This window comes from Vibrio sp. Hal054, from assembly GCF_037162405.1.
In the GTDB taxonomy this organism is placed as follows: domain Bacteria; phylum Pseudomonadota; class Gammaproteobacteria; order Enterobacterales; family Vibrionaceae; genus Vibrio; species Vibrio diazotrophicus.
In genome coordinates, this window is record NZ_JARLUT010000001.1 from 129,479 (window position 1) to 153,981 (window position 24,503).

The following is a 24,503-nucleotide window of genomic DNA, read 5'->3' on the forward strand; positions in this document are numbered from 1 at the left end:
TGAGATGTTAAAAACCACCATCATCGGCGCAAGCGGCTATACCGGAGCAGAACTGGCTCTTATGGTGCACAAACACCCTGAGCTCACGCTATCAGGTTTATACGTTTCAGCCAACAGCGCTGATGCAGGAAAGTCTATTGGTCAGTTACACGGCAAGCTAACAGGTTTGCTCGATTTACCAGTACAACCTTTAGTGGATGTTGAGAAAGTGGCACAAGAGAGTGACGTAGTCTTTCTCGCGACTGCACATGAAGTCAGTCATGATCTTGCTCCTGTTTTTCTGGCCAACAACTGCCAAGTTTTCGATCTTTCTGGCGCTTACCGTGTGGATGGTGAGAGTTTCTATACTCAATACTATGGCTTTGAACATCAGCATGCTGATTGGTTAAAAAAAGCGGCTTATGGCTTGGCTGAGTGGAACCTAGAAAACATCAAACAGAGTCAACTGATTGCTGTAGCTGGTTGTTACCCAACCGCTTCTCAACTAGCGATTAAACCTCTGATTGAAAGTGATTTATTAGATGTACAACAGTGGCCTGTGATCAATGCGACCAGTGGTGTATCGGGTGCTGGCCGTAAAGCCACTCTAACAAACAGCTTCTGTGAAGTGAGCTTGCAGCCTTATGGCGTGTTTACCCACCGTCATCAGCCAGAAATTGCCACTCACCTTGGTCGTGAAGTGATATTTACACCACATTTAGGCAATTTTAAACGCGGTATTTTAGCCACTATCACGATGAAGCTGGCACAAGGTGTAACCGCTGAGCAAGTGAACCAAGCATTCACTCAAGCTTACCAAGGTAAACCTGCTGTACGTCTGCGCTTGGATTCTTTACCACGCATCCAAGATGTTGAATTTACTCCGTTCTGCGATATCGGTTGGAAAGTGCAGGGCGAACATATCATTGTCGTTTCAGCAATCGACAATTTATTAAAAGGTGCATCGAGTCAAGCGATGCAGTGTTTAAACATTCACTACGGTTTCGATGAGCTTACAGCTCTGGTGTAAGGGTTATATATGACGGATACAAAACTAGATCCATTGGTGATTAAGTTAGGCGGCGCAGCTCTGTCTTGTTCAGAGACGCTAAGTAAGCTTTTCAGCGCAATCGCACAGTATCAAGCCCAAGCTCAGCGACGAATTGTTATCGTTCACGGTGGCGGTTACCTTGTGGATGATCTCATGGCGAAGTTGCAGTTACCAACTGTTAAAAAAGACGGTCTACGTGTAACTCCTTACGACCAAATTGGTGTGATTGCTGGTGCGCTAGCGGGCACTGCGAATAAGATGCTACAAGGTCAGGCAATTAAAGATGGCTTAAACGCTGTGGGTTTATGTCTGGCTGATGGTGGTTTATGTGTTGTAGAAGAGCTGGATCCGGAACTGGGTGCTGTAGGTAAATCAACAGCGGGTGATGGCACTGTGATTAAGCTTCTGCTTGAAGCTGGCGTAGTTCCTATTATCAGCTCGATTGGTCTGACAAAAGACGGTCAAATGATGAACGTAAATGCAGACCAAGCAGCAGTATCTGTTGCCAGCGCATTAGGTGCTGAATTAGTTCTTTTATCTGACGTGAGTGGTGTGCTGGATGGTAAAGGTCATCTGATTGCAACCCTTGATGAGTCAAAAGCAAAAAGCTTAATTGAAGGTAAAGTGATTACCGATGGCATGATCGTAAAAGTAAATGCCGCATTGGATGCCGCGAAAGAGCTTGGTCGCCCGATTGAAGTCGCGACATGGCGTTATCCAGAAAAGCTTGCCAAGTTGTTTTCAGGTGAAAGTATCGGTACTCAATTTTTACCTCAGTAATTATTTAGAAATAGCTATTAAAGAGCAACAAATTTAAATCGATTAGTTAACGTTGCTCTTTAAACAAAAGAATTTAAAGGAATCCTGAGCCCTGACCGCCAAGTGCAGAGCCAGAAATTTGGAGATATAAAATGAGCAAAGTTCAAGTCAAAAAAGTTGTCGTAGCCTACTCTGGCGGTCTAGATACATCTGTAATCATTCCATGGTTGAAAGAAAACTATGGTTGTGAAGTAGTGGCATTCGTTGCTGATGTTGGTCAAGGCGCAGAAGAATTAGTTGGTATCGAAGAAAAAGCTATCGCTTCTGGTGCATCAGAGTGTTACGTCGTTGACCTGAAAGAAGAGTTAGTAAAAGACTATATTTACCCAACGCTAAAAACAGGTGCATACTACGAAGGTAAATACCTACTAGGTACTTCTATGGCTCGTCCTGTGATTGCAAAAGCGCAAGTAGAAGTAGCACGTAAAGTAGGTGCAGACGCACTTGCTCACGGCTGTACTGGTAAAGGTAACGATCAAGTTCGTTTCGAAGGTGCATTTGCAGCACTAGCACCAGATCTACATGTTATTGCTCCTTGGCGTGAATGGGATCTTGTTAGCCGTGAAGAGTGTCTTGACTACCTAGCAGAACGCAATATCCCATGTGCAGCATCACTGACTAAAATCTACTCTCGTGATGCAAACGCATGGCACATCTCAACAGAAGGTGGTGTGTTGGAAAGCACTTGGAATGCACCAAACGCAGATTGCTGGGCGTGGACTGTTGACCCAGAGCAAGCGCCAAATGAAGCGGAATACGTCACTCTGAAAGTGCAAAAAGGCGAAGTGGTAGCTGTAGATGGTAAAGAACTTTCTCCATACCAAGCGCTTATTGCTCTGAATGACAAAGGCGTGAAACATGGTATTGGTCGTATCGATATCGTTGAAAACCGTCTGGTAGGTATGAAGTCTCGTGGTTGTTACGAAACTCCGGGAGGCACGATCATGATGGAAGCGCTACGTGCAGTTGAACAACTTGTACTGGATAAAGCTTCATTTGAATTCCGCGAAGAAATCGGTATCAAAGCTTCTCACCTAGTTTATGACGGTCGTTGGTTCACTCCGCTACGTAAATCAGTGTTTGCTGCGGCAGATGCACTAGCAGAAGACGTTAACGGTGAAGTGGTGATCAAACTTTACAAAGGCCAAGCAACTGCAACACAAAAACGTTCTGAAAACAGCTTGTACTCAGAAGAGTTTGCAACCTTCGGTGCTGATGAAGTTTACGACCAAAGCCATGCAGGCGGCTTCATCCGTCTTTACTCTTTGGCTAGCCGTATCAAAGCATTGAACGAAGCTAAGAAGTAATCCCTAAGTTCCCGTCAAAGGGAACTAAAATAGAAACAAAAAAAGGATCGCTCAAGCGCGATCCTTAATTATAAAAAACACTTAAACACTGGCAGAAATGAAGTATTCTTTGGTCAATTAACCAAGGAATTAGATGCAGGAGAAGCACAATGGCATTATGGGGCGGAAGATTTACCCAGGCAGCAGATACGAGATTCAAAGAGTTTAATGATTCATTGCGCTTTGACTACCGACTGGCTGAGCAAGACATTGTGGGTTCTATTGCGTGGTCGAAAGCTCTGCTTTCTGTCAATGTTCTGAGTGAAGACGAACAGCAAAAACTTGAGTTGGCATTGAATGAACTCAAGCTTGAAGTGATGGAAGACCCTGAGCAGATTTTGCGTTCAGATGCTGAAGATATCCACTCATGGGTAGAGCAGCAACTGATCGGTAAAGTCGGTGACTTAGGTAAAAAGCTTCATACTGGCCGTTCACGTAACGACCAAGTAGCGACTGACCTGAAACTTTGGTGCCGTCAGCAAGGTCAACAACTGCTTATCGCTCTTGATCGTTTACAAAGCAAAATGGTTGCAGTAGCAAGAGAACATCAAGGCACCGTGCTTCCTGGTTATACCCACTTGCAACGTGCTCAGCCTGTGACTTTTGCTCACTGGTGTCTAGCTTATGTTGAGATGTTTGAGCGTGATTATTCACGTGTGAGTGATGCAATTAAGCGTCTTGATACTTGTCCGCTAGGCTCTGGTGCTCTTGCTGGTACAGCGTATCCAATGGATCGTGAAAAGCTGGCTCATAACCTTGGCTTCCGTCGTGCAACGCGTAACTCTCTTGATTCAGTATCAGACCGCGATCACGTGATGGAACTGATGTCAGTCGCCTCCATCTCTATGCTTCACCTTTCTCGTCTGGCTGAAGATATGATTTTCTACAATTCAGGTGAGTCTGGTTTTATCGAGTTGGCGGATACTGTGACTTCAGGTTCATCTTTGATGCCACAGAAGAAAAACCCAGATGCGCTTGAACTTATCCGTGGTAAAACCGGCCGTGTTTACGGTTCGTTGGCGGGCATGATGATGACAGTTAAAGCGCTACCGCTGGCGTACAACAAAGATATGCAAGAAGACAAAGAAGGTCTGTTCGACGCTTTGGATACTTGGAATGATTGTATGGAAATGGCGGCACTGTGCTTTGAAGGCATCAAAGTGAACGGTGAACGTACACTAGAAGCGGCGAAACAAGGCTATGCTAACTCAACAGAACTGGCGGACTACTTAGTTGCGAAAGGCATTCCATTCCGTGAAGCACACCATATTGTGGGTGTCACTGTGGTAGCTGCCATAGCGAAAGGATGCGCGTTGGAAGAACTGACTCTAGAAGAGCTGAAAGCCTTCTCACCAGTGATTGAAGACGACGTGTATGCGATTCTGACCATTGAATCCTGTTTAGAAAAACGTAGCGCTCTGGGTGGTGTCGCACCGCATCAAGTCGCTTACGCAGTAGAACAAGCTGAGTCGCGTCTATCTAAACGAGATGCTACATCTGTTAAGGTGCGTCCTGCTCGTCTAACAGACATCGAAGCTTTAGAAGGCATGGTAACTTACTGGGCGAATATGGGTGAAAATCTGCCGCGTTCTCGTAATGAAATTGTGCGTGATATTGGTTCATTTGCGGTAGCGGAACATAATGGCGAAATCACAGGCTGTGCTTCTCTGTATGTCTATGACTCTGGCTTAGCTGAAATTCGTTCACTCGGCGTTGAAGCGGGCTGGCAAGGTCAAGGGCAGGGTACGGCGATTGTTCAATATCTAGTGAGTAAAGCGCGCCAAATGGCGATCAAGAAAGTATTCGTTCTGACTCGTACCCCTGAGTTCTTTATGAAGCTAGACTTTATTCCAACGTCAAAAACTTTGTTGCCTGAGAAAGTTCTTAAAGATTGCGAGAAATGTCCTCGTCAGCATGCTTGTGATGAAGTTGCGCTTGAAGTGAATGTTTCAGAGCAGCTTATTACTAAGATGAAAGTTGCATAAGCTATTGAATCTTAAGTCTGGAAAATAAGATCGAAAAAGATCAAAATTTTCCGGAACCAATCAGAAAAAGCACGGTCTACTTTAATACCACTGCTTTTTCTTAGAAGAATCTAAGAGAGCCCTAAAACAATTATTGATTTTAGGGCTTTTTCTTTTTCTTTTTCTTTTTCTTTTTCTAGAAGCGCCATTTTCTCCTCCGTCACTTTTTTCCTCCGCCGCGATGCCGTGACGAATTAATGTTTCTTCAAGAGTGTTTAATCATCTTTCCCTTGTCGTTTTCGCCAAGGAAGAATGACGAATTTCATCCATAAGTGAAGAAAAAGCAAAGCGTTAAAGGCAAAGCCTGCGATCATCAGCGCGATAGATTCAATACTGCGTGGATTTTGCTTAAAGAAGAAAAACCATACCACCCAGCAAAGTACAGACAAAACAGTGAGTTGATCCATGCAGCGCTGGCATTTACCTATCTTCTTCCAAAACCAATTTTGTTGGCAGTTATTGCAAGCCATCTCTCTTACCTTAAAGAAATCATCGTATCGGGTTTAACCTCATTATCGTCATATAGATTAAATTAGTCATAAAATCTTTGATAGACCCAATCAGTTAATGTTATGGTTTTGATAGTTCAATTCTATCGGGGTGAATAATGAATATTCGGGACTTTGAATATTTGGTTTCGTTGGCTGAGCACAAACATTTTCGCAAAGCAGCGGAAGCGTGTTTTGTCAGTCAGCCAACACTAAGTGGTCAGATTCGTAAATTAGAAGATGAACTGGGCACGGTTTTACTGGAACGAAGCAGTCGACGGGTACTTTTTACTGAGTCTGGTCTGCAATTGGTTGATCAGGCAAAACGCATCTTAAGTGAAGTAAAAACTTTCAAGGACATGGCGAGTAAGCAGACTGGCGCAATGACGGGACCGATGCATATTGGCTTTATTCCAACTCTTGGACCTTATTTGTTGCCTAGGATTGTGCCATCTCTGAAAGAGCATTTCCCTGAACTGGAGCTTTTTCTACACGAAGCTCAAACTCACCAGCTTGTGCAGCAGTTGGAAGATGGTAAGTTGGACTGTTTAGTTCTGGCTGCAGTGGATGAAACCGCTCAGTTTAAAGAGATTGAAGTTTATGACGAACCAATGAGCATCGCTGTTCCATGTGATCATCCTTGGGCTACTCGTGATGAAGTCGACATGTTAGATCTTAATGGCAAGACAGTGTTAGCGCTTGGTGATGGGCACTGCCTGCGAGATCAGGCATTAGGTTTCTGTTTTGCAGCGGGCGCAAAAGATGATGTTCGCTTTAAAGCCACCAGTTTAGAAACGCTGCGCAATATGGTCGCCGCAGGAGCAGGAATTACCTTGTTACCGAAGCTTTCTCTGCCTAAAGAAAAGGTCAAAGACGGTGTTTGCTATATAAAAGCGGTAAACCCTGAGCCTTCACGTCGGCTTGTGGTGGCCTACCGACCGGGTTCACCTTTGCGTCAGCGCTTTGAAACTCTAGCTAAGTTGATGAAAGAAACTTTAGAAGCTCAAGCCTGACAAGAATAACGTGCATAAAAAAGAGGCTGTTAAGCCTCTTTTTTATGTTTTGTGCGGCAGAGTTGTCTAGAACAACTCGTCGCCACCGCTATTTGAGTAAATATCACCAGATAGGCTTTCTTGAACGTACTCTTTTGGTTCCGTACCTTTCAAGAAATACTCGAACATTGAGGTCTCATCCTGTTTGTTCGTCAGTAAGCCTGTATCGCGGTCAATACGCACGCGAACAATGTTGTTTGGCAAAGCTTTCTCTTGTTCTGGTACACCTTCAAGTGCTTGGCTCATAAACTCAATCCATGCTGGTTGAGCCGTTTTTGCACCCGCTTCAGCGCCTGCCACATCATCTTCGATATTTGGATTTGGTATTGTCTTACCTAGGTTTCGGCTGTGTTCATCAAAACCTACCCAAGCAATCGCAACAATGCCCGGAGCATAACCGTTGTACCAAGCATCTTTAGAGTCGTTGGTTGTACCTGTTTTACCGCCGATATCTCTGCGCTTAAGGGCTTGAGCACGCCAACCTGTGCCGTTCCAACCTGTTTTCTCAGCCCAGTTACCGCCACCCCAAATGTTGCTGTACATCATTTCGCGAACAAGGAATGCAGTCTGTTCGGAGATAACTTGCTTAGCAATGTGAGTTTCAGCGTCTTGCTCATCAAACTCGTTTGTAGCTTTTGGACAGTTTTGACGACAAACAATCGTAGGCTCGGCTTCAAATTCTAATTCACCGTATGGGCCTTCTACTTTTTGAATGTAGTATGGCTCAACATAGTAACCACCATTGGCAAATACCGAATAACCTTGCGCCATTTTTACTGGCGTTAAACTGCCTGCACCAAGCGCAATAGTCTCAGATTTTGGTAGTTGGTCGATATCAAAACCAAAGCGAGTCAGGTATTGGCGAGTATCTTCCAAGCCTACTTCACGCAAGACGCGAACGGCCATTACGTTCTTAGATTGCGCCAAACCGATACGTACACGCGTTGGACCTGTGTATGTTGGTGGTGAGTTCTTAGGACGCCATGCTGTGCCTTGGCTTTCGTCCCATTGGTTAATCGGCGCATCGTTGATGAGTGTTGCCAGTGTTAATCCTTTATCTATAGCTGCGGCATAGATAAACGGCTTAATACTTGAACCCACTTGGCGTACAGATTGAGTCGCGCGGTTGAACTTGTTGTGAACAAAGTTAAAACCACCGACAAGCGCTTCTATCGAACCGTTTTCTGGATCCATAGCAACAAAAGCCGTGTTGGCATTCGGAACTTGGCTTAACTGCCAAACCGGATTTTCGGACTCATCTTCAGAGACTTTACGTACCCAGATTTGTTCACCAGCTGTTAGGATTTCTTTGGTACTGGTTGGAAGAGGACCTTGGCGATCGTCAGTAACAAAGCGACGAGCCCAGTTCATGTTATTCCAATCGATAGTGAATTCACCTTGGTTCTTAACCCAAACTGTCGCTGATTTTGCTTCAGTGCTCAGAACAACCGCTGGAGAAAGTTCACCATAAGTCGGTTCGTTTTTAAGATGTTCAACAATTTGTTCTTCAGTCCAAACCGCTTGACCAGATTTCCACAACTCTTTTTCTGCTCCACGGTAGCCGTGGCGTTCATCGTAGGCAATCAGGTTATGAATTGCGGCCAAGTTCGCCGCTTGTTGGCGTTTAGAATCTACCGTGGTGTAAATGTTCATTCCTGAGGTATAAGCATCTTCACCGTAGCGTTCAATCATCCACGCACGTGCAATCTCTGCCACATATGGCGCGTTAAGTTCGATTTCTGCGCCGTGATAATTGGTTGGTAGAACCTCAGCACGAGCTTGTTCATACTGTTCTTGAGTGATGTACTTTTCAGAAAGCATACGAGCCAAAACCACATTACGGCGGTTAGTTGCGCGTTCTAAAGAGTAGATAGGGTTCATCGTTGATGGTGCTTTTGGTAGACCAGCGATAAGCGCGATTTCACCTAAGCTTAAATCTTTTACTTCTTTGCCGAAGTAAGACTGCGCGGCTGCCCCAACACCGTATGAACGATAGCCCAAATAGATTTTGTTCAGATATAGCTCAAGAATTTCTTCTTTTGATAACAGCTGTTCAATATGGATTGCGATAAAAATCTCTTTGATTTTACGCATGATTTTCTTCTCGTTAGACAAGAAGAAGTTACGAGCCAACTGCTGAGTGATGGTACTTGCACCTTGAGAAGCACTGCCAGATGCGACAACCGCAAAGGCCGCACGGGTAATACCAATCGGGTCAAAACCATAATGGTCATAGAAACGAGAGTCTTCGGTTGCAATGATCGCTTCAATCAGCTCTTTTGGCATCTCTTCCAGTTTAAGAGGAATACGACGCTTCTCACCGAACTGAGCGATGAGCTTGCCATCTTTACTAAAGACTTGCATTGGCGTTTGCAGCTTAACGTCACGCAAAGTAGCGACATCAGGCAACTCTGGTTTTACATATAAATAGAAACCAAAAATTGTACTGACTCCAAGAGCTGTGCAAATCAATGAAAAAATTATTAAACGCTTTATGAACTTCACCGGAGAATCCCTGTTTAGTAGAGGCTGCCTTAATGCAAACCCTAGTACTCTAAGCTAAAAATTTAGCTCTCAAAAGTAGTTACCGCTTATTTCCCCATTTAATAGGCGTAATGAGCGGAGCTTTCTTATTGGAGTAGAGCTATATGGTTCAATCATTAGTTATGGGTGTCGATATCGGCCACCATAGTATTAAAGCAGTGGTCCTAAAACCTGCAGGCAATAAGTATACGCTGTTAGGTTATAAGGAAATACGAATTGCTGACGATATTTTCGCTGATAACCATGCCTTGGTTTATCAGAAAATTGTAAAGAAACTCAAAGAACTAAAAAAGGGTTTACCTTTATTTAGTCGAAAAGTTGTTATTGCCATCCCCGATAACACCGTAATTAGTAAAGTATTACAAATAGATAGTGAGCTTGAACCTAATGAACGCGAGTTCGCTATTCATCAAGCGTTTTCTCATCAATCTCCTTACCTGATGGAAGAGGTCAGTCTGGATTTTATTCCAGTCATAAAGCATCCATCGCCTGAGACAAAAACTAGCCAAAATAATATAGCAGCCTACCAAGTGTATGCCACTAAGCGAGACGTTGTAGAGAGCCGTACAGTGGCTTTGGAAAAAGCGGGTTTTAAGCCGATTCTGGCTGAAGTGCAAACTCATGCTTTAGTTCAGTTGTGGCAACTGTTCAGTAAAACTTATGCACGCACTGATTGGTTGCTGGTGGATGTCGGTCATACCCAAACCACCTTGTGCTTAGATTTTGCCAATAAAGCACCTTTTTATAAGCTGATTGCAGAAGGTGTTTCTCAGGTGTCGACTCAATCAGAAAATGAAGATTCTGTTGTAATAAAAGACAACGTCAATGAGCTGGTGGAGAAGATCGCCAAGCAAATTCAGTTGTTCATATCGGTGAACGGTGCGGCAAGTCTTACTGGAATCTGGTTAACCGGTGGTGGGGCAAATATCGACGCGATACAAAGCGCGTTGATAGAGAAGGTCGATCTCATGTGTGGCGTGTTAGACCCATTTTGCGTATTCCATGACAAAGCGAGCAAGCGTTACCGTTCTGAATTGCCTGTAGCGGCTTTTGCCACAGCGGCAGGACTTGCCGCACGCGGCATCAATTGGTTGGAGGTTGAACATGCTGCATAGCATTAACCTTCTTCCGTGGCGAGAGGCTCAAAAGAAAGCTCACAGGCAGCAATTTATTCATATCTCTTTACTGGCGGTTGGTCTCGCTGTCGGTATGCAATGGGCTGCGGGATGGTATATCGATGATCAAGTGACTCAAGAGAGAGGTCGTGTAGAGTTTTTAAATCAGCACATCGCCGAACTGGATAGACAAATCAATTCACTCAAGCAAGTTGAAAAAGAGTATCAGGACCTGATGGTTCGTTTCGATATGGTTGAGTCACTGCAGAAAAAGCGTAACAAAACCACTCAGTTTATGGATCACATCCCTCGACTCATTCCAGAGGGGGTGTACGTAGACCAAATGAGCATGAATGGTCACAACATTGAGCTTCGGGGTATCAGTGACAGCACTGCGCGACTTGCGACGATGTTGGATCTGTTGGAGAACTCTTCTTATATCTCAGATGTTGAAATGCATTCTATCGTGTCTGGCAGTCATCGATTTGGCAAGCAATTTCAGAGCTTTCAAGTGTCGTTTTCGTTCCATATGGAAGCAAGTGACGCAGCACCTTTAAAGGAGGTGACGAATGGGTGATTTTAAAAACCTAGAGCTTGACGAAATATTGGATTGGCCACGATTGCCACAGCTCGTGGTGTTGCTACTTGTCGTGGTGCTGATTCAAGGTGCGGGATATTGGTTTTATCTTGTGCCCAAGCAAGAGCATTTGAGCGCGCTCATTGAAGAAGAACAAACGCTAAAATCCACCATTCGAATTAAAGCGCATAAAGCTGCAACTCTGCCGCAACTCAAAGCTCAACTCGATGAGCTATCAGAACGTTATGACTATTTGTTACAGCAACTACCCGAGCAGAAAGAGCTGGCCAGTATGTTGGCGGCGGTCAATGAACTGGGCATCAAACATCAACTGAGTTTCAATCGGATGGATTGGGGTGAAAAAGAACAACAAGCATTTTTATATCGCTTGCCTTTGAATCTTGAGCTGACAGGTGAATATCACCATATTGGCCAGTTTTCACAAGCGATTGCACAGTTGCCAAGGATTATCTATTTCGAGCACGTAGACTTTCAGCGAGCCAGTCAAGACAGTCAGAAATTGAGCGTCAATGTACGAGCCTTTACCTATCAGTATCAGCCGGATTCGCTAACCTCAGGAGGTCAACAATGAAGAGTAAATCCTGTTGTTGGATCTTGATATGTATCGGATTGATGGGGTGTCAGGCGAATGAAGATTCACTTTCAGATTATATCGAGCAAGTCACGCTTCAAGCGCGAAAGGAGATCGTTCCACGGCAACCAATCGTACCTTTTGAAGCCTTTTTATACGTGAATACCAATGCAAGAGAGCCTTTCGATCTTCCAAGAGAAGCGGTGATTCAAAATCAACCCAAGGCGAAAAAAGATTGTTGGCAACCTGCGCTGCGTAAGCAAAAGGATCCTTTAGAAAGCTTTGCGCTAAGCCAATTGAAGTTTAAAGGCGTAATGAGTAATGGCAAAAGTACGTCAGCACTGATTCAGACTCCAGAAGGAAAGCTGGCTTATGTAGCAAAGGGACAATACATCGGCATCAATCATGGAAAAGTGTATGAGGTCACCAAGCAATACTTGTTAATCAAAGAGACTTTGCCAGATGGCTTAGGGTGTTGGAATCAGCGCAGCATCAAGCTGGCTCTGAAGTAGATTGTGGAGAAAACGATCATGAATAAATGGCTTCAAATAGGGCTTCTAGCTCTCAGGCGTGTGTTGGTAACCACCAGTCTTTGTCTTATTGCACCTGTGGTACTAGCAAATGGCGATAATGCGATTCCAAACCAACTCAACAATATTGATTTCAAAATTAATGCAGATAAAGCGGCGGTGATCATCATTGAGCTAGCCTCTGCATCGTCAGTTGTGGATGTCTCAAAAAACGACAAAGGTTTAAATGTTGAGCTAATTAATACACAAATTTCAGACGATAAATTGTTTGTTCTGGATGTCTCTGATTTCGCTACTGTTGTAGAGACGATTGAAGTATTTCGTCAGCAACCAAATGGTCTTCTTGAGGTGAAAGTGAAAGGGGATTATCAATACGACTACCAGCTAAATAAGAATGTATTAGAGGTGGTGATCCGCAAGTCTGAGCCACAACCTAAACAAAACCAAGAACCATTGTTAGAACAGGACAACAAGCCTATCTCGTTTAATTTTCAAGATATCCCTGTTCGCAATGTATTACAGCTCATTGCGGACTATAACGGCTTTAACCTAGTGGTTTCTGATTCGGTAACAGGCAATATGACACTGCGCTTGGATGGTGTGCCTTGGCAAAAAGCGCTCAATATCATTCTTGAAGCGAGAGGTTTGGACAAACGAATCGATGGTAATGTCATTTTGGTCGCACCAAAGAGCGAGCTTGATTTGCGTGAGCAACAAGAACTTGAGAAAGCGCGTATGGAAGAAGCGTTGGGCGATTTACAGTCCGATATCATTAAAATCAGCTTTGCCAAAGCATCAGATATCGCCGAGATGATTAATGGCGAAGGGACGCTAAGTATGCTTTCTGAAAGAGGCTCAATCAGTATTGACGAAAGAACTAATGCATTATTGATTCGTGAATTGCCAGAGAACATTAGCGTGATTCGAGACATCGTAAAGTCTTTGGATGTACCCGTGAAACAAGTTCAGATTGAAGCCCGAATCGTGACGGTCAATGAAGGTGACCTAGAAGAGCTTGGGGTTCGTTGGGGATTCACGTCAACTAATGGCAGTCATACATCCGGAGGAAGTATTGAAAGTAACCTGTTTGTCTCGGATCTGTATGAATCTGGTGGTGAAGGCGGTGATAGCGGGAAAGGTATGGTTCCGCTAGACGATTTTCTGAATGTAAATTTAGCCGCGACTACTGCGGGCGCATCAAGCATTGCTTTCCAAATCGCTAAGTTGGGTGCAGATACACTGTTGGATTTGGAGCTTTCTGCGTTGCAAAGAGAGTCTAAAGCCGAAATTATTTCCAGCCCGAGACTGATCACTACCAATAAGAAGCCTGCATATATCGAGCAAGGTACGGAATTACCTTATTTAGAAGCCTCTTCCAGCGGTGCGACCACCGTTTCATTTCGTAAGGCGGTGTTGAGCTTAATGGTAACGCCACAAATAACACCCGATAACCGTTTGGTTCTCGACCTCAGTGTGACTCAAGACCGTGTAGGAGATGTCGTAAAAACAGGTACAGGTGAAGCGGTTGCGATTAATACGCAGAGAATCGGTACCCAAGTATTGGTTAACAATGGTGAAACAGTCGTATTGGGTGGTATTTTTCAGCACAGCCTAACCAGCTCGGTTGAGAAAGTGCCTTTATTAGGTGATCTTCCGCTATTAGGTGCTTTATTCCGTCGAAGCTACGAAAAAATGGGCAAAAGTGAACTACTAATATTCGTTACGCCTAAGGTGGTTATTCAATAACTTATCGCCTTTATTCATTATCAAAGAAAATTAAAGTTGCATTAGTGCCACCAGATCTAGATAATTTCGGGTCTTATCACGAAATATCTGTGAGGAATAGGTGCCACAAGCATTCCTATCGTTGACTTATGTCCGGCGAATTTTGTGGCGATGTCATTGAATTAACGTTGTAAATTACTGCTAAACATGGCTGAGAAACGCAATATTTTTCTTGTCGGTCCTATGGGCGCCGGCAAAAGTACAATTGGTCGACACCTAGCTCAACAACTGCATATGGAGTTTTTAGACTCTGATACAGTGATCGAAGAGCGCACTGGTGCAGATATCGCATGGGTATTTGATGTTGAAGGTGAAGAAGGTTTCCGCAAGCGCGAAGAAACTGTGATTAACGATCTCACCGAACAGCAAGGTATCGTTTTAGCGACGGGTGGTGGCTCAGTATTGAGCAAAGAAAACCGTAACCGCCTATCTGCACGTGGTATTGTCGTATATTTAGAAACCACCATTGAAAAGCAACTTGCTCGCACAAACCGCGACAAAAAGCGTCCTTTGCTGCAAACGGATAGCCCGCGAGATGTTTTAGAAAGTCTCGCTGATGATCGTAACCCACTGTATGAAGAAATCGCGGATATTACCGTGCGTACAGATGATCAAAGTGCAAAAGTGGTAGCCAACCAGATCGTAAAAATGCTAGAAGAACATTAATTTGTTCTTTTTATTGGAGTGCAGACCATGGAACGGATCACGGTCAGCTTAGGTGAACGTAGCTACCCAATCTCAATTGGTGCCGGATTATTTAATGATCCGGCTCTTCTTTCTCTTTCCCCAAAACAAAAAGTCGTTGTCATCACTAACCATACAGTGGCGCCATTGTATGCGGATAAGATCACAGCGTTACTTGACCAGAAAGGTTGTATCAGTTCAGTTCTAGAACTGCCTGACGGTGAAAAATACAAAACCTTAGAAACGTTCAATACGGTTTTGAGCTTCCTGCTTGAGCATAATCACAGCCGAGATGTTGTTATTATCGCTTTGGGTGGTGGTGTTATTGGTGACCTTGTTGGTTTTGCTGCGTCTTGTTACCAGCGTGGTGTCGATTTTATTCAGATACCGACTACCTTGCTTTCTCAAGTGGACTCTTCTGTTGGTGGTAAAACCGCAGTTAACCATCCTTTGGGTAAAAACATGATCGGTGCGTTTTACCAACCGAAAGCGGTCATCATTGATACAAACTGTCTTGCCACTCTTCCTGAGCGAGAATTCGCCGCAGGCATGGCTGAAGTGATCAAGTATGGTATCATCTACGACGAAGCTTTTTTCGTTTGGTTAGAACAACATATGGATGAACTCTATGCGTTGGATGAGCAAGCTCTGACGTATGCGATTGCTCGTTGTTGCCAGATTAAAGCAGAAGTTGTTGCTCAAGATGAAAAAGAGTCAGGCATTCGTGCATTGTTGAATTTAGGTCATACATTCGGTCACGCGATTGAAGCGGAACTGGGTTATGGCAACTGGTTACATGGCGAGGCAGTTTCTGCTGGCACTATGATGGCGGCGAAAACTGCCCAACTACAAGGTTTAATTACCGAACAACAAGTTGAACGAATCTTATCTATATTTAAAAGAGCAAAATTGCCGGTACAAACCCCAGAAAGTATGTCTTTCGATGACTTCATGAAACATATGATGCGCGATAAGAAAGTACTCGCGGGTGAGTTACGTTTGGTATTACCAACCAGCATTGGTAGTTCTGACGTAGTGAAAGGCGTGCCGGAAACCATTATTGAGCAGGCGATCGATTATTGCCGCACCTTATAGCGGGGTGCTTACTTTAGGGTAATGCTGTTTCCTTTAGGATGAACGATGAATTTGGCACATGTATTGGAGTTAGATTCTCAGACCGAGTTACTGGAGCGTTTGCAGCTTCTTACTCGTTTTAGCTCAAATTTAATCAATGTTTGTGGTAGCCAAGGTGCAGGTAAATCTTGGCTGGCACAGCGTTACCTTGAAGCGTGGGCAAATGACAAGAATCAGTCTTTGCTCATGTGTCATCCTAATCAAGACGACGAACAACGCCGTACCACCATTCTCTCTCAGCTTAGCTCTGAATCTCTGTTCAATCCCAAAGACTCTCTAGTCGAAAGTTTTTCACACCTGTTCGAGCAGACGCAATGCGACATCGTGGTTGTGATTGATGATGCGCACTTGTTGTCTGAGACTTTGGTCTCTGAATTGTGGATGTGGATCTTAGAATCTCAAACCAATCCATTATGGACAGTGAACGTAGTTTTATTCGCTCAGTCTACCGGTTTAGACGCCGTCCTAACGCGTTTAAGCTACGGACAGGAACACAAACCAGTTGATTTAGAAGTTGAACTTTTAAGCCGCGATGAAGCAGATCGCTTGTTTGAACAACGAGTTATGCGTTATGTTGATGATGAACATGAACGCCGCGTAAGAGCTGCTTATAAAAAAGTGAAAAACTTACCGGGAGAGATTATGGCGCTGGGAGAACAGAAAATGGAAAAACGTATTGTGATTCGTTCAATCATTGGCTCGCCAATGAAAGCCGCGCTACTGGTACTGGCACTGATTCTATTGATTGGTGGTGGTTACTGGTGGTGGTTATCACAACCTTCCCCAGACGACAAAGCGCAGCAACTGACACTGACAAAAGAACAAACGGTTATTCCTACGCTGAATGAAGATAGTCAGACGGTGGACACGAACAACGAAGCCGACAGTAACTCGTCTACTCTAACAAGCAATGGTGCTACTGATGATTCTGGTGCGCTTCCTCCAGATGTTGTTGAGGATAAACAGGGCGTGGGTATGTCTGATGACGAACAACAACGCGTTGTCATCACGTCTGATGTTGTTGATGCGCTGCTAGAAGGCAAACCAGAAAACGTTGATACTTCGAAGATTGATAATCTAGTGGAAGAAAGTGCGGTTCCTCAAACCTCTGGATCTCAAACCACTGAAACATCTACACCAGCGCAGACGGTAGATATCGAACAACCTAAACTAGCTGAGCCTCAAGTCGCACCAGCGGCAGAGAACCCACCTGAAGTGAAAATTACCTTCTCGTTTGCACGTGAAGAGTTAAAAGCAATGTCTCCTCGTAGCTATACCTTGCAATTGGCTGCGGTAAATTCGCTTCCTGATGCGCAGCGCTTTATCAATCAGTATCAGCTACAAGGCAAAGTCAATGTTTACCCGACATTAAGAAATGATGTGGAATGGTACATCATTACTTATAGCAACTATCCAACTATCCAGTTGGCAAGAGATGCGGTGGAAACCTTGTCGAAACCTTTGCAACAACTTGGTCCTTGGGCAAAATCTTTAAGCCAAGTGCATAGAGAGATAGATCGTGCGAAATAAACCTGAGCTCACTGATAAAATGTGTTACATTTCGCAGCCTTATTTTTGTGGTAAAGAATTAGAGCAGTAGATGAAAAAGCAGCGTGCCTTTCTGAAATGGGCTGGTGGTAAATATGGCCTAGTCGAAGACATCCAACGCCACTTACCATCTGCTGAAGAGTTGGTAGAGCCATTTGTTGGTGCAGGCTCTATATTCTTGAACACAGAGTATAAGCACTATCTGTTGGCGGATATCAACCCAGATTTGGTCAATCTCTACAATCTGTTGAAAGAGAGCCCACAGCACTATATTTCAGAAGCCAAACGTTGGTTTGTGGCTGAGAACAACCGCAAAGAGTTCTATCTCGATGTTCGTTCGCAGTTTAATAGTACTGATGATGTTCTGTATCGTTCACTGGCATTCTTATATATGAACCGCTTTGGATTTAACGGTCTTTGCCGTTACAACAAAAAAGGCGGATTCAACGTCCCATTTGGTTCGTATAAAAAACCTTATTTCCCTGAATCAGAGCTGGAATTTTTTGCTCAGAAAGCACAGAGAGCTACCTTTATCTGCGCTGGATACGAAGATACATTCCGTAAAGCAGCTAGTAACAGTGTGATTTACTGTGATCCACCGTATGCGCCATTGTCAAACACGGCGAACTTCACCTCTTATTCAGGTGCCGGTTTTACGTTAGATGACCAAGCTGCTTTGGCGGATATCGCAGAAAAAACCGCGACAGAACGTAATATTCCAGTCTTGATTTCTAACCACGATACGATTTTGACCCGCCGTTTGTACCACGGTGCCCAGCTAAATGTAGTTAAAGTGAAGCGTACCATTAGCCGCAACGGTTCTGGACGTAACAAAGTGGACGAGCTGCTGGCTCTGTTCAAAGCGGGTTCTTAACGGTCGTAATTCGCTGTTAAAAGCAAGGGAAGATTTCCTTAGACAAATCTTCCTTAAGTCTCTTCCTGATACATCTCTTCTTCGATAAACGAAAAAACCTTAACGCTAGGATCTCCAGCCTCCCTTAGGTAGAATGGCGCACACATTGTGTTCAGCTTCCATTCAATAAGCCTAAGAGGTCAGGTATGAAAGATTTTCTCATTGCTCCATCCATTCTTTCCGCAGATTTAGCTCGTCTGGGAGAAGATGTCGAAAAAGCACTCGCAGCGGGTGCTGACGTTGTGCACTTTGATGTGATGGATAATCACTATGTACCTAACCTGACTTTTGGTGCTCCGATTTGTAAAGCTCTGCGTGACTATGGTATTACCGCCCCAATCGACGTGCATTTGATGGTGAAGCCAGTCGACCGCATCATCCCTGATTTTGCTAAAGCGGGCGCATCGATGATTACTTTCCATGTGGAAGCTTCAGAGCACGTTGACCGTACACTGCAACTGATTAAAGAACACGGCTGTAAAGCGGGCGTGGTTTTAAACCCTGCGACATCGTTAAGTCACTTGGATTACCTGATGGATAAAGTGGATATGATTCTGCTTATGTCGGTAAACCCAGGTTTTGGCGGCCAGTCATTCATTCCTCACACTTTGGATAAACTGCGCGCGGTGCGTAAGTTGATTGATGAAAGTGGCCGTGACATTCGCCTAGAAGTGGATGGTGGCGTGAAAGTGGATAACATTCGTGAAATCGCTGAAGCAGGTGCAGATATGTTTGTTGCTGGCTCAGCGATTTTTGACCAACCAGATTACAAAGCAGTCATTGATGACATGCGCGCTGAACTGGCTCGTGTTGAAAAATAATTATTAATACAAAGAGAAAGTTAGGGAAGTAGATAGTGAACCAAATTAAGCTGATAGCTTTTGATTTAGATGGCACTTTATTAGATAGCGTTCCAGATTTAGCCGTTGCAGCTGACCAAGCAGCACAAGCATTAGGTTACCCGGGTGTCACTGAAGTTGAAGTGAGAGATTACGTTGGCAACGGTGCTGATATTCTTATCGGCAGAACTCTGAGCCGCAGCCTGGTGATCGATCCTGAATTGGATAAAGATGTGCATGCAAAAGCTCGTGAGCTGTTTGATGATTTTTACGAAAAAACAGGGCACAAGCTAAGTCACCTTTACAGCAATGTGAAAGAGACGCTAGCCTCTCTGCATCAAGCGGGTTTCACTTTGGCGTTGGTCACCAACAAACCATCAAAGTTTGTTCCTCACGTACTGGAACAACACAACATTGCTCAGTACTTTACTGATGTGATTGGTGGTGACACTTTCCCAAATAAAAAGCCTGACCCTATGGCTTTAAACTGGCTTTTGGAAAAGCACCAAGTTGATGCTAGCCAAATGCTGATGGTAGGCGACTCTAAGAACGACATTCTTGCGGCCAAAAACGCGGGTTGTGCATCGTTTGGTTTAACTTACGGTTACAACCACGGTGAGCCTATTGCGAATGCGAAGCCAGATTTTGTCGCTGATGATATTGCACAATTACTCGATATCGTTGCAGTTTCAGCATAAAAACCATTTTCTAAACTAGAAAAATACTCGTTAATGAGTACACTGCTAAATCGCGCTGAAATAATCAGGTATAGACCGAATCAGCGCATTAGATTGTTAGACCTTTATTCTTATTAGTAACAAGGAAATCATACCCATGAGCAAACCCATCGTATTGAGTGGTGTTCAGCCATCCGGCGAACTAAGTATCGGTAACTACTTGGGTGCTCTACGTCAATGGCAACAAATGCAAGATGACTATGATTGCCAATACTGCGTTGTTGATTTACATGCAATTACGGTTCGCCAAGATCCTAAAGCACTGCATGAAGCGACTCTGGACGCGTTGGCAATTTGTTTAGCAGTTGGTGTTGATCCGAAGAAGAGCACGCTTTTTGTTCAGTCTCACGTACCGGAGCATGCTCAACTTGGTTGGGTATTGAACTGTTACACCCAAATGGGTGAGCTGAGTCGTATGACTCAGTTTAAAGACAAATCAGCACGTTACGCTAATGATGTGAACGCTGGTCTATTTAATTACCCAGTGCTGATGGCTGCTGATATTCTGCTTTATGGTGCGCACCAAGTTCCTGTGGGCAGTGACCAGAAGCAACACTTAGAGTTGGCACGCGACATCGCAACGCGTTTTAACAACATCTATGCGCCAGAAGCGCCAATCTTCACAGTACCAGAGCCTTACATCCCAACGGTCAATGCACGAGTGATGAGCTTGCAGGATGCGACGAAGAAGATGTCTAAATCAGACGATAACCGTAAAAACGTAATTACTCTGCTGGAAGACCCTAAGTCGATCATCAAGAAGATCAACAAAGCACAAACCGATACAGAAACACCGCCACGTATTGCACACGATGTGCAGAACAAAGCGGGTATTTCTAACCTAATGGGTTTGTACTCTGCAGCAACAGGTAAAACTTTTGCTGAGATTGAAGCAGAGTATGCAGGTGTTGAAATGTACGGTCCGTTTAAGAAAGATGTGGGCGAAGCTTTGGTCGCTATGCTTGAACCTGTACAGACGGAATATGCACGTATCCGTAACGATCGCGAATACTTAAACAGTGTTATGCGTGATGGCGCGGAAAAAGCATCGGCTCGTGCACTGCAAACGCTGAAAAAAGTATACAAAGCGGTTGGTTTCGTTGCGCGTCCATACTAATTTCGTGTTGTACCGATAATCGGTTTCAATATCAGAAGGCCAGCATTTGCTGGCCTTTGTTGTATCTGACGTACTTGGATTACTCTTTAGTTCGGGTAATTCCGGCGGCTTTGAGAATGTACTTCTCATAAATAGGCTCGCTGGTGCCTTTTTTCACTTTGTAGAGGAAGTATTTCTCATAGGCAATTTTGGCGATGTGAACCCATTGCCCCATTGAAGTCCAGTTGGTATTGCGTGGCGGGTTCTGTGGCAGAGCAATAAACGCCGCGCCTTTATCCCCCATGTCTGCCAAACACAGCGCATTCAACGTAGGTTTGGTGTGCATTTCTTCGCCTCGTTCTAGGCTAAGAATGTTTTCGACAATCGCAGTGGTCATCGATTCAATCATAAAACCCGTCTTTGGCGCGCCGACTGGAACGGGTGTATCTTCCAATGGTGGAATGGCGACGCAAACTCCAGCGGCAAAAATCTCCGGATAAACAGGACTACGCTGGAACTGGTCTGTAATGACGAAACCTTTCGGATTACAAAGTTCAGGAACAGCCGCTACAGCAGGAGATCCTTTAAATGGCGGTAAGAACATCGCCATGGAGAAGGGGAGGTTATGCTCGAAATCCACTTCGCCTTTGCGGTTGAGTTCTTCGATATGCGCCATACCCGATTCAAATTCTTTGACCCTAGAGTTACATATCCATTTGATTCCGCGTTCACGGAACTCATGCTCCATAAGCGCTTTTGAGTCACCGACACCACCCAATCCCATATGACCAATATAAGGTTCGCTGGTCACAAAGGTAATGGGTATTTGATCTCTGACTTTGAGCTTACGCAGATGAGTTTCCAATGAAAGAATGTATTCGTATGCAGGGCCGAAGCAGCTTGCCCCTTGTAATGCACCAACAAGTACAGGGCCGGGATTTTTAACCAACTCTTCTAATGCCTGATGTGATTTCACGGCATGGTCGACAGTACAGATCGAATGAGTAAATCCGTTGTCCGGTCCGGCACCTGTTACGGCTTCGAATGCCAACTTAGGCCCAGTACAAATAGCCAGATAGTCATAGCTGTATTCGTTCCCGTCAACTGTGATTAAGCGCTTTTCCTTCGGTAAGATCTCAGCAACCCCAGAGGTATTGAATGGGATATTGAATTTATCCACATAAGGTCTGAGATCGAGTACGACCTGTTCTTTTTTTCTTTCGCCTAACGCAACCCAAGGGTTTGATGGAATAAAGTGAAACTCTTCACTTTCATTAATGAGCATAACTTCATGGTCTTTGGGCAGTTTTTGTCTGAGTTCATACACGATTGATACCAATCTAAGTAAAAATGTGATCTAATTGAGGCCATCCAACAATAAAACTGATTCTCTATGGATAGCCTCAATAATATCGACTTTAAAAAGCTCGCAAGCCAGCAGAAATCCATCCAGATGAAAATGAGACTGCTGGCCCTCGCTCATTTCAAAGATGGGCAATCACGCACACAAATCGCCAAGTTTCTCAAGGTAAGTCGAACCAGTGTCAATAAGTGGGTTCAAGCTTTTCTTGAAGAAGGGCTGGAAGGGCTACAAGAAAAGCCAAGAACTGGAAGACCGCCATTCTTAACTTCCGAGCAAAAAGAGCAATTGAGCCAATACATAAAAGATAAAGCCAATGATACACAAGGCGGACGACTGACTGGTGCCGACATCCACGCTTATATTGTGAAAGAATTCGGCCAGCACTACCACCCTGATTCTATCTATTACCTGCTCGACCACATGGGCTTTTCATGGATAACTTCCCGCTCAAAACACCCCAAACAATCTCAACAAACACAAGACGATTTTAAAAAAATTCAAAATCGAAACGATCCTTAAGATCCCGGGACATATAGCTTTAGAGTGTGTCGATGTCTGGTTTCAGGACGAAGCCAGATTTGGGCAACAAAACACGACCACACGTTTATGGGCTGAAAAAGGAACTCGCCCAAGAGCCGTGAAGCAACAACAATTTGAGTATGCCTATCTGTTCGGTTCAGTCTGTCCCAGCAAAGGAATTGGTGAGGCTATCGTTGTCCCTTGGGTTAGTAAAGACATCATGATAGAGCACTTAAAACAAATATCGGCAGTCACGGAGAAGGGACGTCACGCCGTCGTTGTTATGGATGGGGCAGGATGGCATACAGAAGACATTACCAATGACTTTAAGAATGTCAGTGTCATCAAACTTCCCCCTATTCTCCAGAGCTAAACCCTATCGAACAAGTATGGAGTTGGTTGAGGCAACGCTATTTAGCCAACCAATCTTTTACTGATTACGACGATATCATCGCCAAAATCTGCGATGCATGGAATCGTTTTTTGGATAGCCCTAAAAGAGTCACCAAAATGTGCTCAAGAAGATGGATAGACCTGACCAGTTAATTTTCCAGATTGGTATGACATACCGCCTAAACCGGCACCGATAACTATTGTCCTTTTCATTCTCTCGTCCTTTTTGTTAAATTAGAATTATCTAATTTAATGTTAGCTAATTAATGGAAGGTTAGAGAGAATTGTTTAAAAAATGTGCGCAGAGAGCGATTGTCAATGTAACACCAGTAAACTTATTGATTGAATCTTAGCGGTGGATTCGTAGAATGCGGGGTGTTTTCATTGCAACAGATACCTTGGCTTATGCTACTCATCATCGATAACTACGACTCTTTTACGTATAACTTGTACCAATACTTCTGCGAGCTTGGTGCTGACGTGAAAGTTGTGCGCAATGATGAGATCACCTTGCAACAGATTGAGGATTTGAACCCTTCCCATCTCGTTATTTCTCCGGGACCTTGTACACCTAATGAAGCCGGAATCTCTTTAAAAGCGATTGAATACTTTGCCGGAAAATTGCCGATTCTGGGTGTCTGCCTAGGGCACCAAGCGATAGCACAGGTATTTGGTGGAGAAGTGGTTCGTGCGCGCCAAGTGATGCACGGAAAAACTTCGCCAATTACGCACACGGGTAAAAGTGTCTTCGCTGGTTTGAATAATCCTCTCACTGTGACTCGTTATCACTCTTTGGTAGTGAAAACGGATTCTCTACCAGAATGTCTAGAGGTAACCGCATGGACTGAATTACCTGATGGTAGTTTGGATGAAATCATGGGTTATCAACATAAGAGCTTACCGATTGATGCGGTTCAGTTTCATCCTGAATCGATCAAGACAGAACAGGGCCACGAGCTGCTTGCCAACTTTCTGCGCCGCTAGAGTCTTCGGTTGTTAAATATAACTATTTGTCGGAAGTAGAGGCTATTTCTCAGCTCTAATTACTGCATAACTACTATTTGTGGAGTAATTACCGCTGCTGCAATATTTTTCTGTAGCAAATAAGTGAACTTTTCCTGACCGCGATCACTATTCTTCATTTTCCTAATATCAAAAATACGATTTGTCTTTGATGCAATTTTATTCGTGATATTTCCTCTCGATTTAGCTGGACTCCTTGGTTCTAATGGGGTTCGACTAATTATTTTGTGACGGAATAAAGAAAATACTTCATAAAAGCGATGGCTTGTTGCATAAATACTCAACGGTGGTGTCATTTATCAGTCTGAAAATGGCTGACAAAGGATAAATCACTATTGAAATAGTTAATAAT

21 protein-coding genes and 3 pseudogenes are annotated in these 24,503 nt (G+C 44.1%); 20 read left to right on the forward strand and 4 right to left on the reverse strand.

The annotated features are described in order from the left end of the window. The first annotated feature begins 4 nt into the window (after nucleotides 1–4). From argC to argH, 4 genes are all read left to right on the forward strand, one after another. On the forward strand, nucleotides 5–1,009 hold the full coding sequence (gene argC / locus P4S58_RS00580) for an N-acetyl-gamma-glutamyl-phosphate reductase (protein ID WP_102962847.1): 1,005 nt from the start codon (nucleotides 5–7) through the stop codon (nucleotides 1,007–1,009). Between the two features lie 9 nt (nucleotides 1,010–1,018). After that, on the forward strand, nucleotides 1,019–1,810 hold the full coding sequence (gene argB / locus P4S58_RS00585) for an acetylglutamate kinase (protein WP_102953965.1): 792 nt from the start codon (nucleotides 1,019–1,021) through the stop codon (nucleotides 1,808–1,810). Between the two features lie 131 nt (nucleotides 1,811–1,941). After that, nucleotides 1,942–3,156: an argininosuccinate synthase gene (locus P4S58_RS00590; protein ID WP_102962848.1), complete on the forward strand. Its 1,215-nt coding sequence runs from the start codon at nucleotides 1,942–1,944 to the stop codon at nucleotides 3,154–3,156. Nucleotides 3,157–3,305: 149 nt separating this feature from the next. After that, nucleotides 3,306–5,180, forward strand: a complete 1,875-nt coding sequence (argH, locus tag P4S58_RS00595) for an argininosuccinate lyase (RefSeq protein ID WP_042485068.1) — start codon at nucleotides 3,306–3,308, stop codon at nucleotides 5,178–5,180. 254 nt (nucleotides 5,181–5,434) lie between these two features. Here the strand turns inward: argH and P4S58_RS00600 are convergent, their stop codons facing one another. Continuing rightward, nucleotides 5,435–5,689, reverse strand: coding sequence for a DUF3624 domain-containing protein (locus P4S58_RS00600; protein WP_102962849.1), 255 nt, complete (start codon nucleotides 5,687–5,689; stop codon nucleotides 5,435–5,437). Between the two features lie 137 nt (nucleotides 5,690–5,826). Here P4S58_RS00600 and oxyR point away from each other — a divergent pair, with 137 nt between their 5' ends. Then, complete coding sequence (oxyR, locus tag P4S58_RS00605) at nucleotides 5,827–6,720, forward strand: DNA-binding transcriptional regulator OxyR (RefSeq protein ID WP_102962850.1); 894 nt, start codon at nucleotides 5,827–5,829, stop codon at nucleotides 6,718–6,720. A gap of 66 nt (nucleotides 6,721–6,786) precedes the next feature. On the opposite strand, the gene P4S58_RS00610 is transcribed toward oxyR, so the two are convergent. Then, entirely contained in the window at nucleotides 6,787–9,264 is a 2,478-nt protein-coding gene (locus P4S58_RS00610) for a penicillin-binding protein 1A (RefSeq protein ID WP_102962851.1), read from the reverse strand. A gap of 143 nt (nucleotides 9,265–9,407) precedes the next feature. Here P4S58_RS00610 and pilM point away from each other — a divergent pair, with 143 nt between their 5' ends. From pilM to trpS, 13 genes and pseudogenes are all read left to right on the forward strand, one after another. Next, complete coding sequence (pilM, locus tag P4S58_RS00615) at nucleotides 9,408–10,418, forward strand: type IV pilus assembly protein PilM (protein WP_102962852.1); 1,011 nt, start codon at nucleotides 9,408–9,410, stop codon at nucleotides 10,416–10,418. Beyond that, the gene (locus P4S58_RS00620; RefSeq protein ID WP_102962853.1) at nucleotides 10,408–10,995 is read left to right on the forward strand and encodes a PilN domain-containing protein; all 588 of its coding nucleotides are present in this window, start codon (nucleotides 10,408–10,410) and stop codon (nucleotides 10,993–10,995) included. The genes pilM and P4S58_RS00620 overlap by 11 nt, the downstream gene beginning before the upstream one ends. Further along, the gene (locus tag P4S58_RS00625) at nucleotides 10,988–11,587 is read left to right on the forward strand and encodes a type 4a pilus biogenesis protein PilO (protein ID WP_042485087.1); all 600 of its coding nucleotides are present in this window, start codon (nucleotides 10,988–10,990) and stop codon (nucleotides 11,585–11,587) included. The genes P4S58_RS00620 and P4S58_RS00625 overlap by 8 nt, the downstream gene beginning before the upstream one ends. Then, a complete protein-coding gene (locus tag P4S58_RS00630) occupies nucleotides 11,584–12,099 on the forward strand; it encodes a pilus assembly protein PilP (protein WP_102962854.1) in 516 nt (171 codons plus the stop codon). The genes P4S58_RS00625 and P4S58_RS00630 overlap by 4 nt, the downstream gene beginning before the upstream one ends. Before the next feature lie 18 nt (nucleotides 12,100–12,117). Further along, complete coding sequence (locus P4S58_RS00635; RefSeq protein WP_102962855.1) at nucleotides 12,118–13,863, forward strand: type IV pilus secretin PilQ; 1,746 nt, start codon at nucleotides 12,118–12,120, stop codon at nucleotides 13,861–13,863. Between the two features lie 186 nt (nucleotides 13,864–14,049). Further along, complete coding sequence (gene aroK / locus P4S58_RS00640; RefSeq protein ID WP_102962856.1) at nucleotides 14,050–14,568, forward strand: shikimate kinase AroK; 519 nt, start codon at nucleotides 14,050–14,052, stop codon at nucleotides 14,566–14,568. A gap of 27 nt (nucleotides 14,569–14,595) precedes the next feature. Then, nucleotides 14,596–15,681, forward strand: coding sequence for a 3-dehydroquinate synthase (aroB, locus tag P4S58_RS00645; protein WP_102962857.1), 1,086 nt, complete (start codon nucleotides 14,596–14,598; stop codon nucleotides 15,679–15,681). A 45-nt stretch (nucleotides 15,682–15,726) separates the two neighbouring features. Beyond that, nucleotides 15,727–16,774 (forward strand): annotated as a pseudogene (locus tag P4S58_RS00650) (ATP-binding protein); the annotation flags it as partial. Nucleotides 16,775–16,944: 170 nt separating this feature from the next. Continuing rightward, nucleotides 16,945–17,250, forward strand: a pseudogene (locus P4S58_RS23665) (SPOR domain-containing protein); the annotation flags it as partial. Between the two features lie 70 nt (nucleotides 17,251–17,320). Further along, nucleotides 17,321–18,142, forward strand: a complete 822-nt coding sequence (locus P4S58_RS00655) for a Dam family site-specific DNA-(adenine-N6)-methyltransferase (protein WP_102962859.1) — start codon at nucleotides 17,321–17,323, stop codon at nucleotides 18,140–18,142. 185 nt (nucleotides 18,143–18,327) lie between these two features. Further along, on the forward strand, nucleotides 18,328–19,002 hold the full coding sequence (rpe, locus tag P4S58_RS00660) for a ribulose-phosphate 3-epimerase (protein WP_042485107.1): 675 nt from the start codon (nucleotides 18,328–18,330) through the stop codon (nucleotides 19,000–19,002). A gap of 35 nt (nucleotides 19,003–19,037) precedes the next feature. Continuing rightward, nucleotides 19,038–19,718, forward strand: a complete 681-nt coding sequence (locus P4S58_RS00665; protein WP_102953974.1) for a phosphoglycolate phosphatase — start codon at nucleotides 19,038–19,040, stop codon at nucleotides 19,716–19,718. Nucleotides 19,719–19,854: 136 nt separating this feature from the next. After that, nucleotides 19,855–20,874 (forward strand): tryptophan--tRNA ligase, encoded by a 1,020-nt coding sequence (trpS, locus tag P4S58_RS00670; RefSeq protein WP_102962860.1) that lies wholly within the window; start codon nucleotides 19,855–19,857, stop codon nucleotides 20,872–20,874. A 79-nt stretch (nucleotides 20,875–20,953) separates the two neighbouring features. Here trpS and P4S58_RS00675 read toward each other — a convergent pair whose 3' ends face one another. Then, nucleotides 20,954–22,180, reverse strand: a complete 1,227-nt coding sequence (locus tag P4S58_RS00675) for an NAD(P)/FAD-dependent oxidoreductase (RefSeq protein ID WP_337162760.1) — start codon at nucleotides 22,178–22,180, stop codon at nucleotides 20,954–20,956. Between the two features lie 66 nt (nucleotides 22,181–22,246). Between P4S58_RS00675 and P4S58_RS00680 the strand changes: the two are divergent. Together P4S58_RS00680 and P4S58_RS00685 are read left to right on the forward strand one after the other, a co-directional pair. Next, nucleotides 22,247–23,281 (forward strand): annotated as a pseudogene (locus P4S58_RS00680) (IS630 family transposase). A 252-nt stretch (nucleotides 23,282–23,533) separates the two neighbouring features. Beyond that, a complete protein-coding gene (locus P4S58_RS00685) occupies nucleotides 23,534–24,112 on the forward strand; it encodes an aminodeoxychorismate/anthranilate synthase component II (protein WP_102962921.1) in 579 nt (192 codons plus the stop codon). A gap of 59 nt (nucleotides 24,113–24,171) precedes the next feature. Here the strand turns inward: P4S58_RS00685 and P4S58_RS00690 are convergent, their stop codons facing one another. After that, nucleotides 24,172–24,447 (reverse strand): hypothetical protein, encoded by a 276-nt coding sequence (locus P4S58_RS00690; RefSeq protein ID WP_146029077.1) that lies wholly within the window; start codon nucleotides 24,445–24,447, stop codon nucleotides 24,172–24,174. Nucleotides 24,448–24,503: the final 56 nt, after the last annotated feature.

Excerpts from the sequence above, each read along its gene's own strand:
- argC (WP_102962847.1), top strand. The coding sequence starts at position 5 with ATGTTAAAAACCACCATCATCGGCGCAAGCGGCTATACCGGAGCAGAA.
- argB (WP_102953965.1), top strand. The coding sequence starts at position 1,019 with ATGACGGATACAAAACTAGATCCATTGGTGATTAAGTTAGGCGGCGCA.
- P4S58_RS00590 (WP_102962848.1), top strand. The coding sequence starts at position 1,942 with ATGAGCAAAGTTCAAGTCAAAAAAGTTGTCGTAGCCTACTCTGGCGGT.
- argH (WP_042485068.1), top strand. The coding sequence starts at position 3,306 with ATGGCATTATGGGGCGGAAGATTTACCCAGGCAGCAGATACGAGATTC.
- P4S58_RS00600 (WP_102962849.1), bottom strand. The coding sequence starts at position 5,689 with ATGGCTTGCAATAACTGCCAACAAAATTGGTTTTGGAAGAAGATAGGT.
- oxyR (WP_102962850.1), top strand. The coding sequence starts at position 5,827 with ATGAATATTCGGGACTTTGAATATTTGGTTTCGTTGGCTGAGCACAAA.
- pilM (WP_102962852.1), top strand. The coding sequence starts at position 9,408 with ATGGTTCAATCATTAGTTATGGGTGTCGATATCGGCCACCATAGTATT.
- P4S58_RS00620 (WP_102962853.1), top strand. The coding sequence starts at position 10,408 with ATGCTGCATAGCATTAACCTTCTTCCGTGGCGAGAGGCTCAAAAGAAA.
- P4S58_RS00625 (WP_042485087.1), top strand. The coding sequence starts at position 10,988 with ATGGGTGATTTTAAAAACCTAGAGCTTGACGAAATATTGGATTGGCCA.
- P4S58_RS00630 (WP_102962854.1), top strand. The coding sequence starts at position 11,584 with ATGAAGAGTAAATCCTGTTGTTGGATCTTGATATGTATCGGATTGATG.
- P4S58_RS00635 (WP_102962855.1), top strand. The coding sequence starts at position 12,118 with ATGAATAAATGGCTTCAAATAGGGCTTCTAGCTCTCAGGCGTGTGTTG.
- aroK (WP_102962856.1), top strand. The coding sequence starts at position 14,050 with ATGGCTGAGAAACGCAATATTTTTCTTGTCGGTCCTATGGGCGCCGGC.
- aroB (WP_102962857.1), top strand. The coding sequence starts at position 14,596 with ATGGAACGGATCACGGTCAGCTTAGGTGAACGTAGCTACCCAATCTCA.
- P4S58_RS00655 (WP_102962859.1), top strand. The coding sequence starts at position 17,321 with ATGAAAAAGCAGCGTGCCTTTCTGAAATGGGCTGGTGGTAAATATGGC.
- rpe (WP_042485107.1), top strand. The coding sequence starts at position 18,328 with ATGAAAGATTTTCTCATTGCTCCATCCATTCTTTCCGCAGATTTAGCT.
- trpS (WP_102962860.1), top strand. The coding sequence starts at position 19,855 with ATGAGCAAACCCATCGTATTGAGTGGTGTTCAGCCATCCGGCGAACTA.
- P4S58_RS00685 (WP_102962921.1), top strand. The coding sequence starts at position 23,534 with ATGCTACTCATCATCGATAACTACGACTCTTTTACGTATAACTTGTAC.
- P4S58_RS00690 (WP_146029077.1), bottom strand. The coding sequence starts at position 24,447 with ATGACACCACCGTTGAGTATTTATGCAACAAGCCATCGCTTTTATGAA.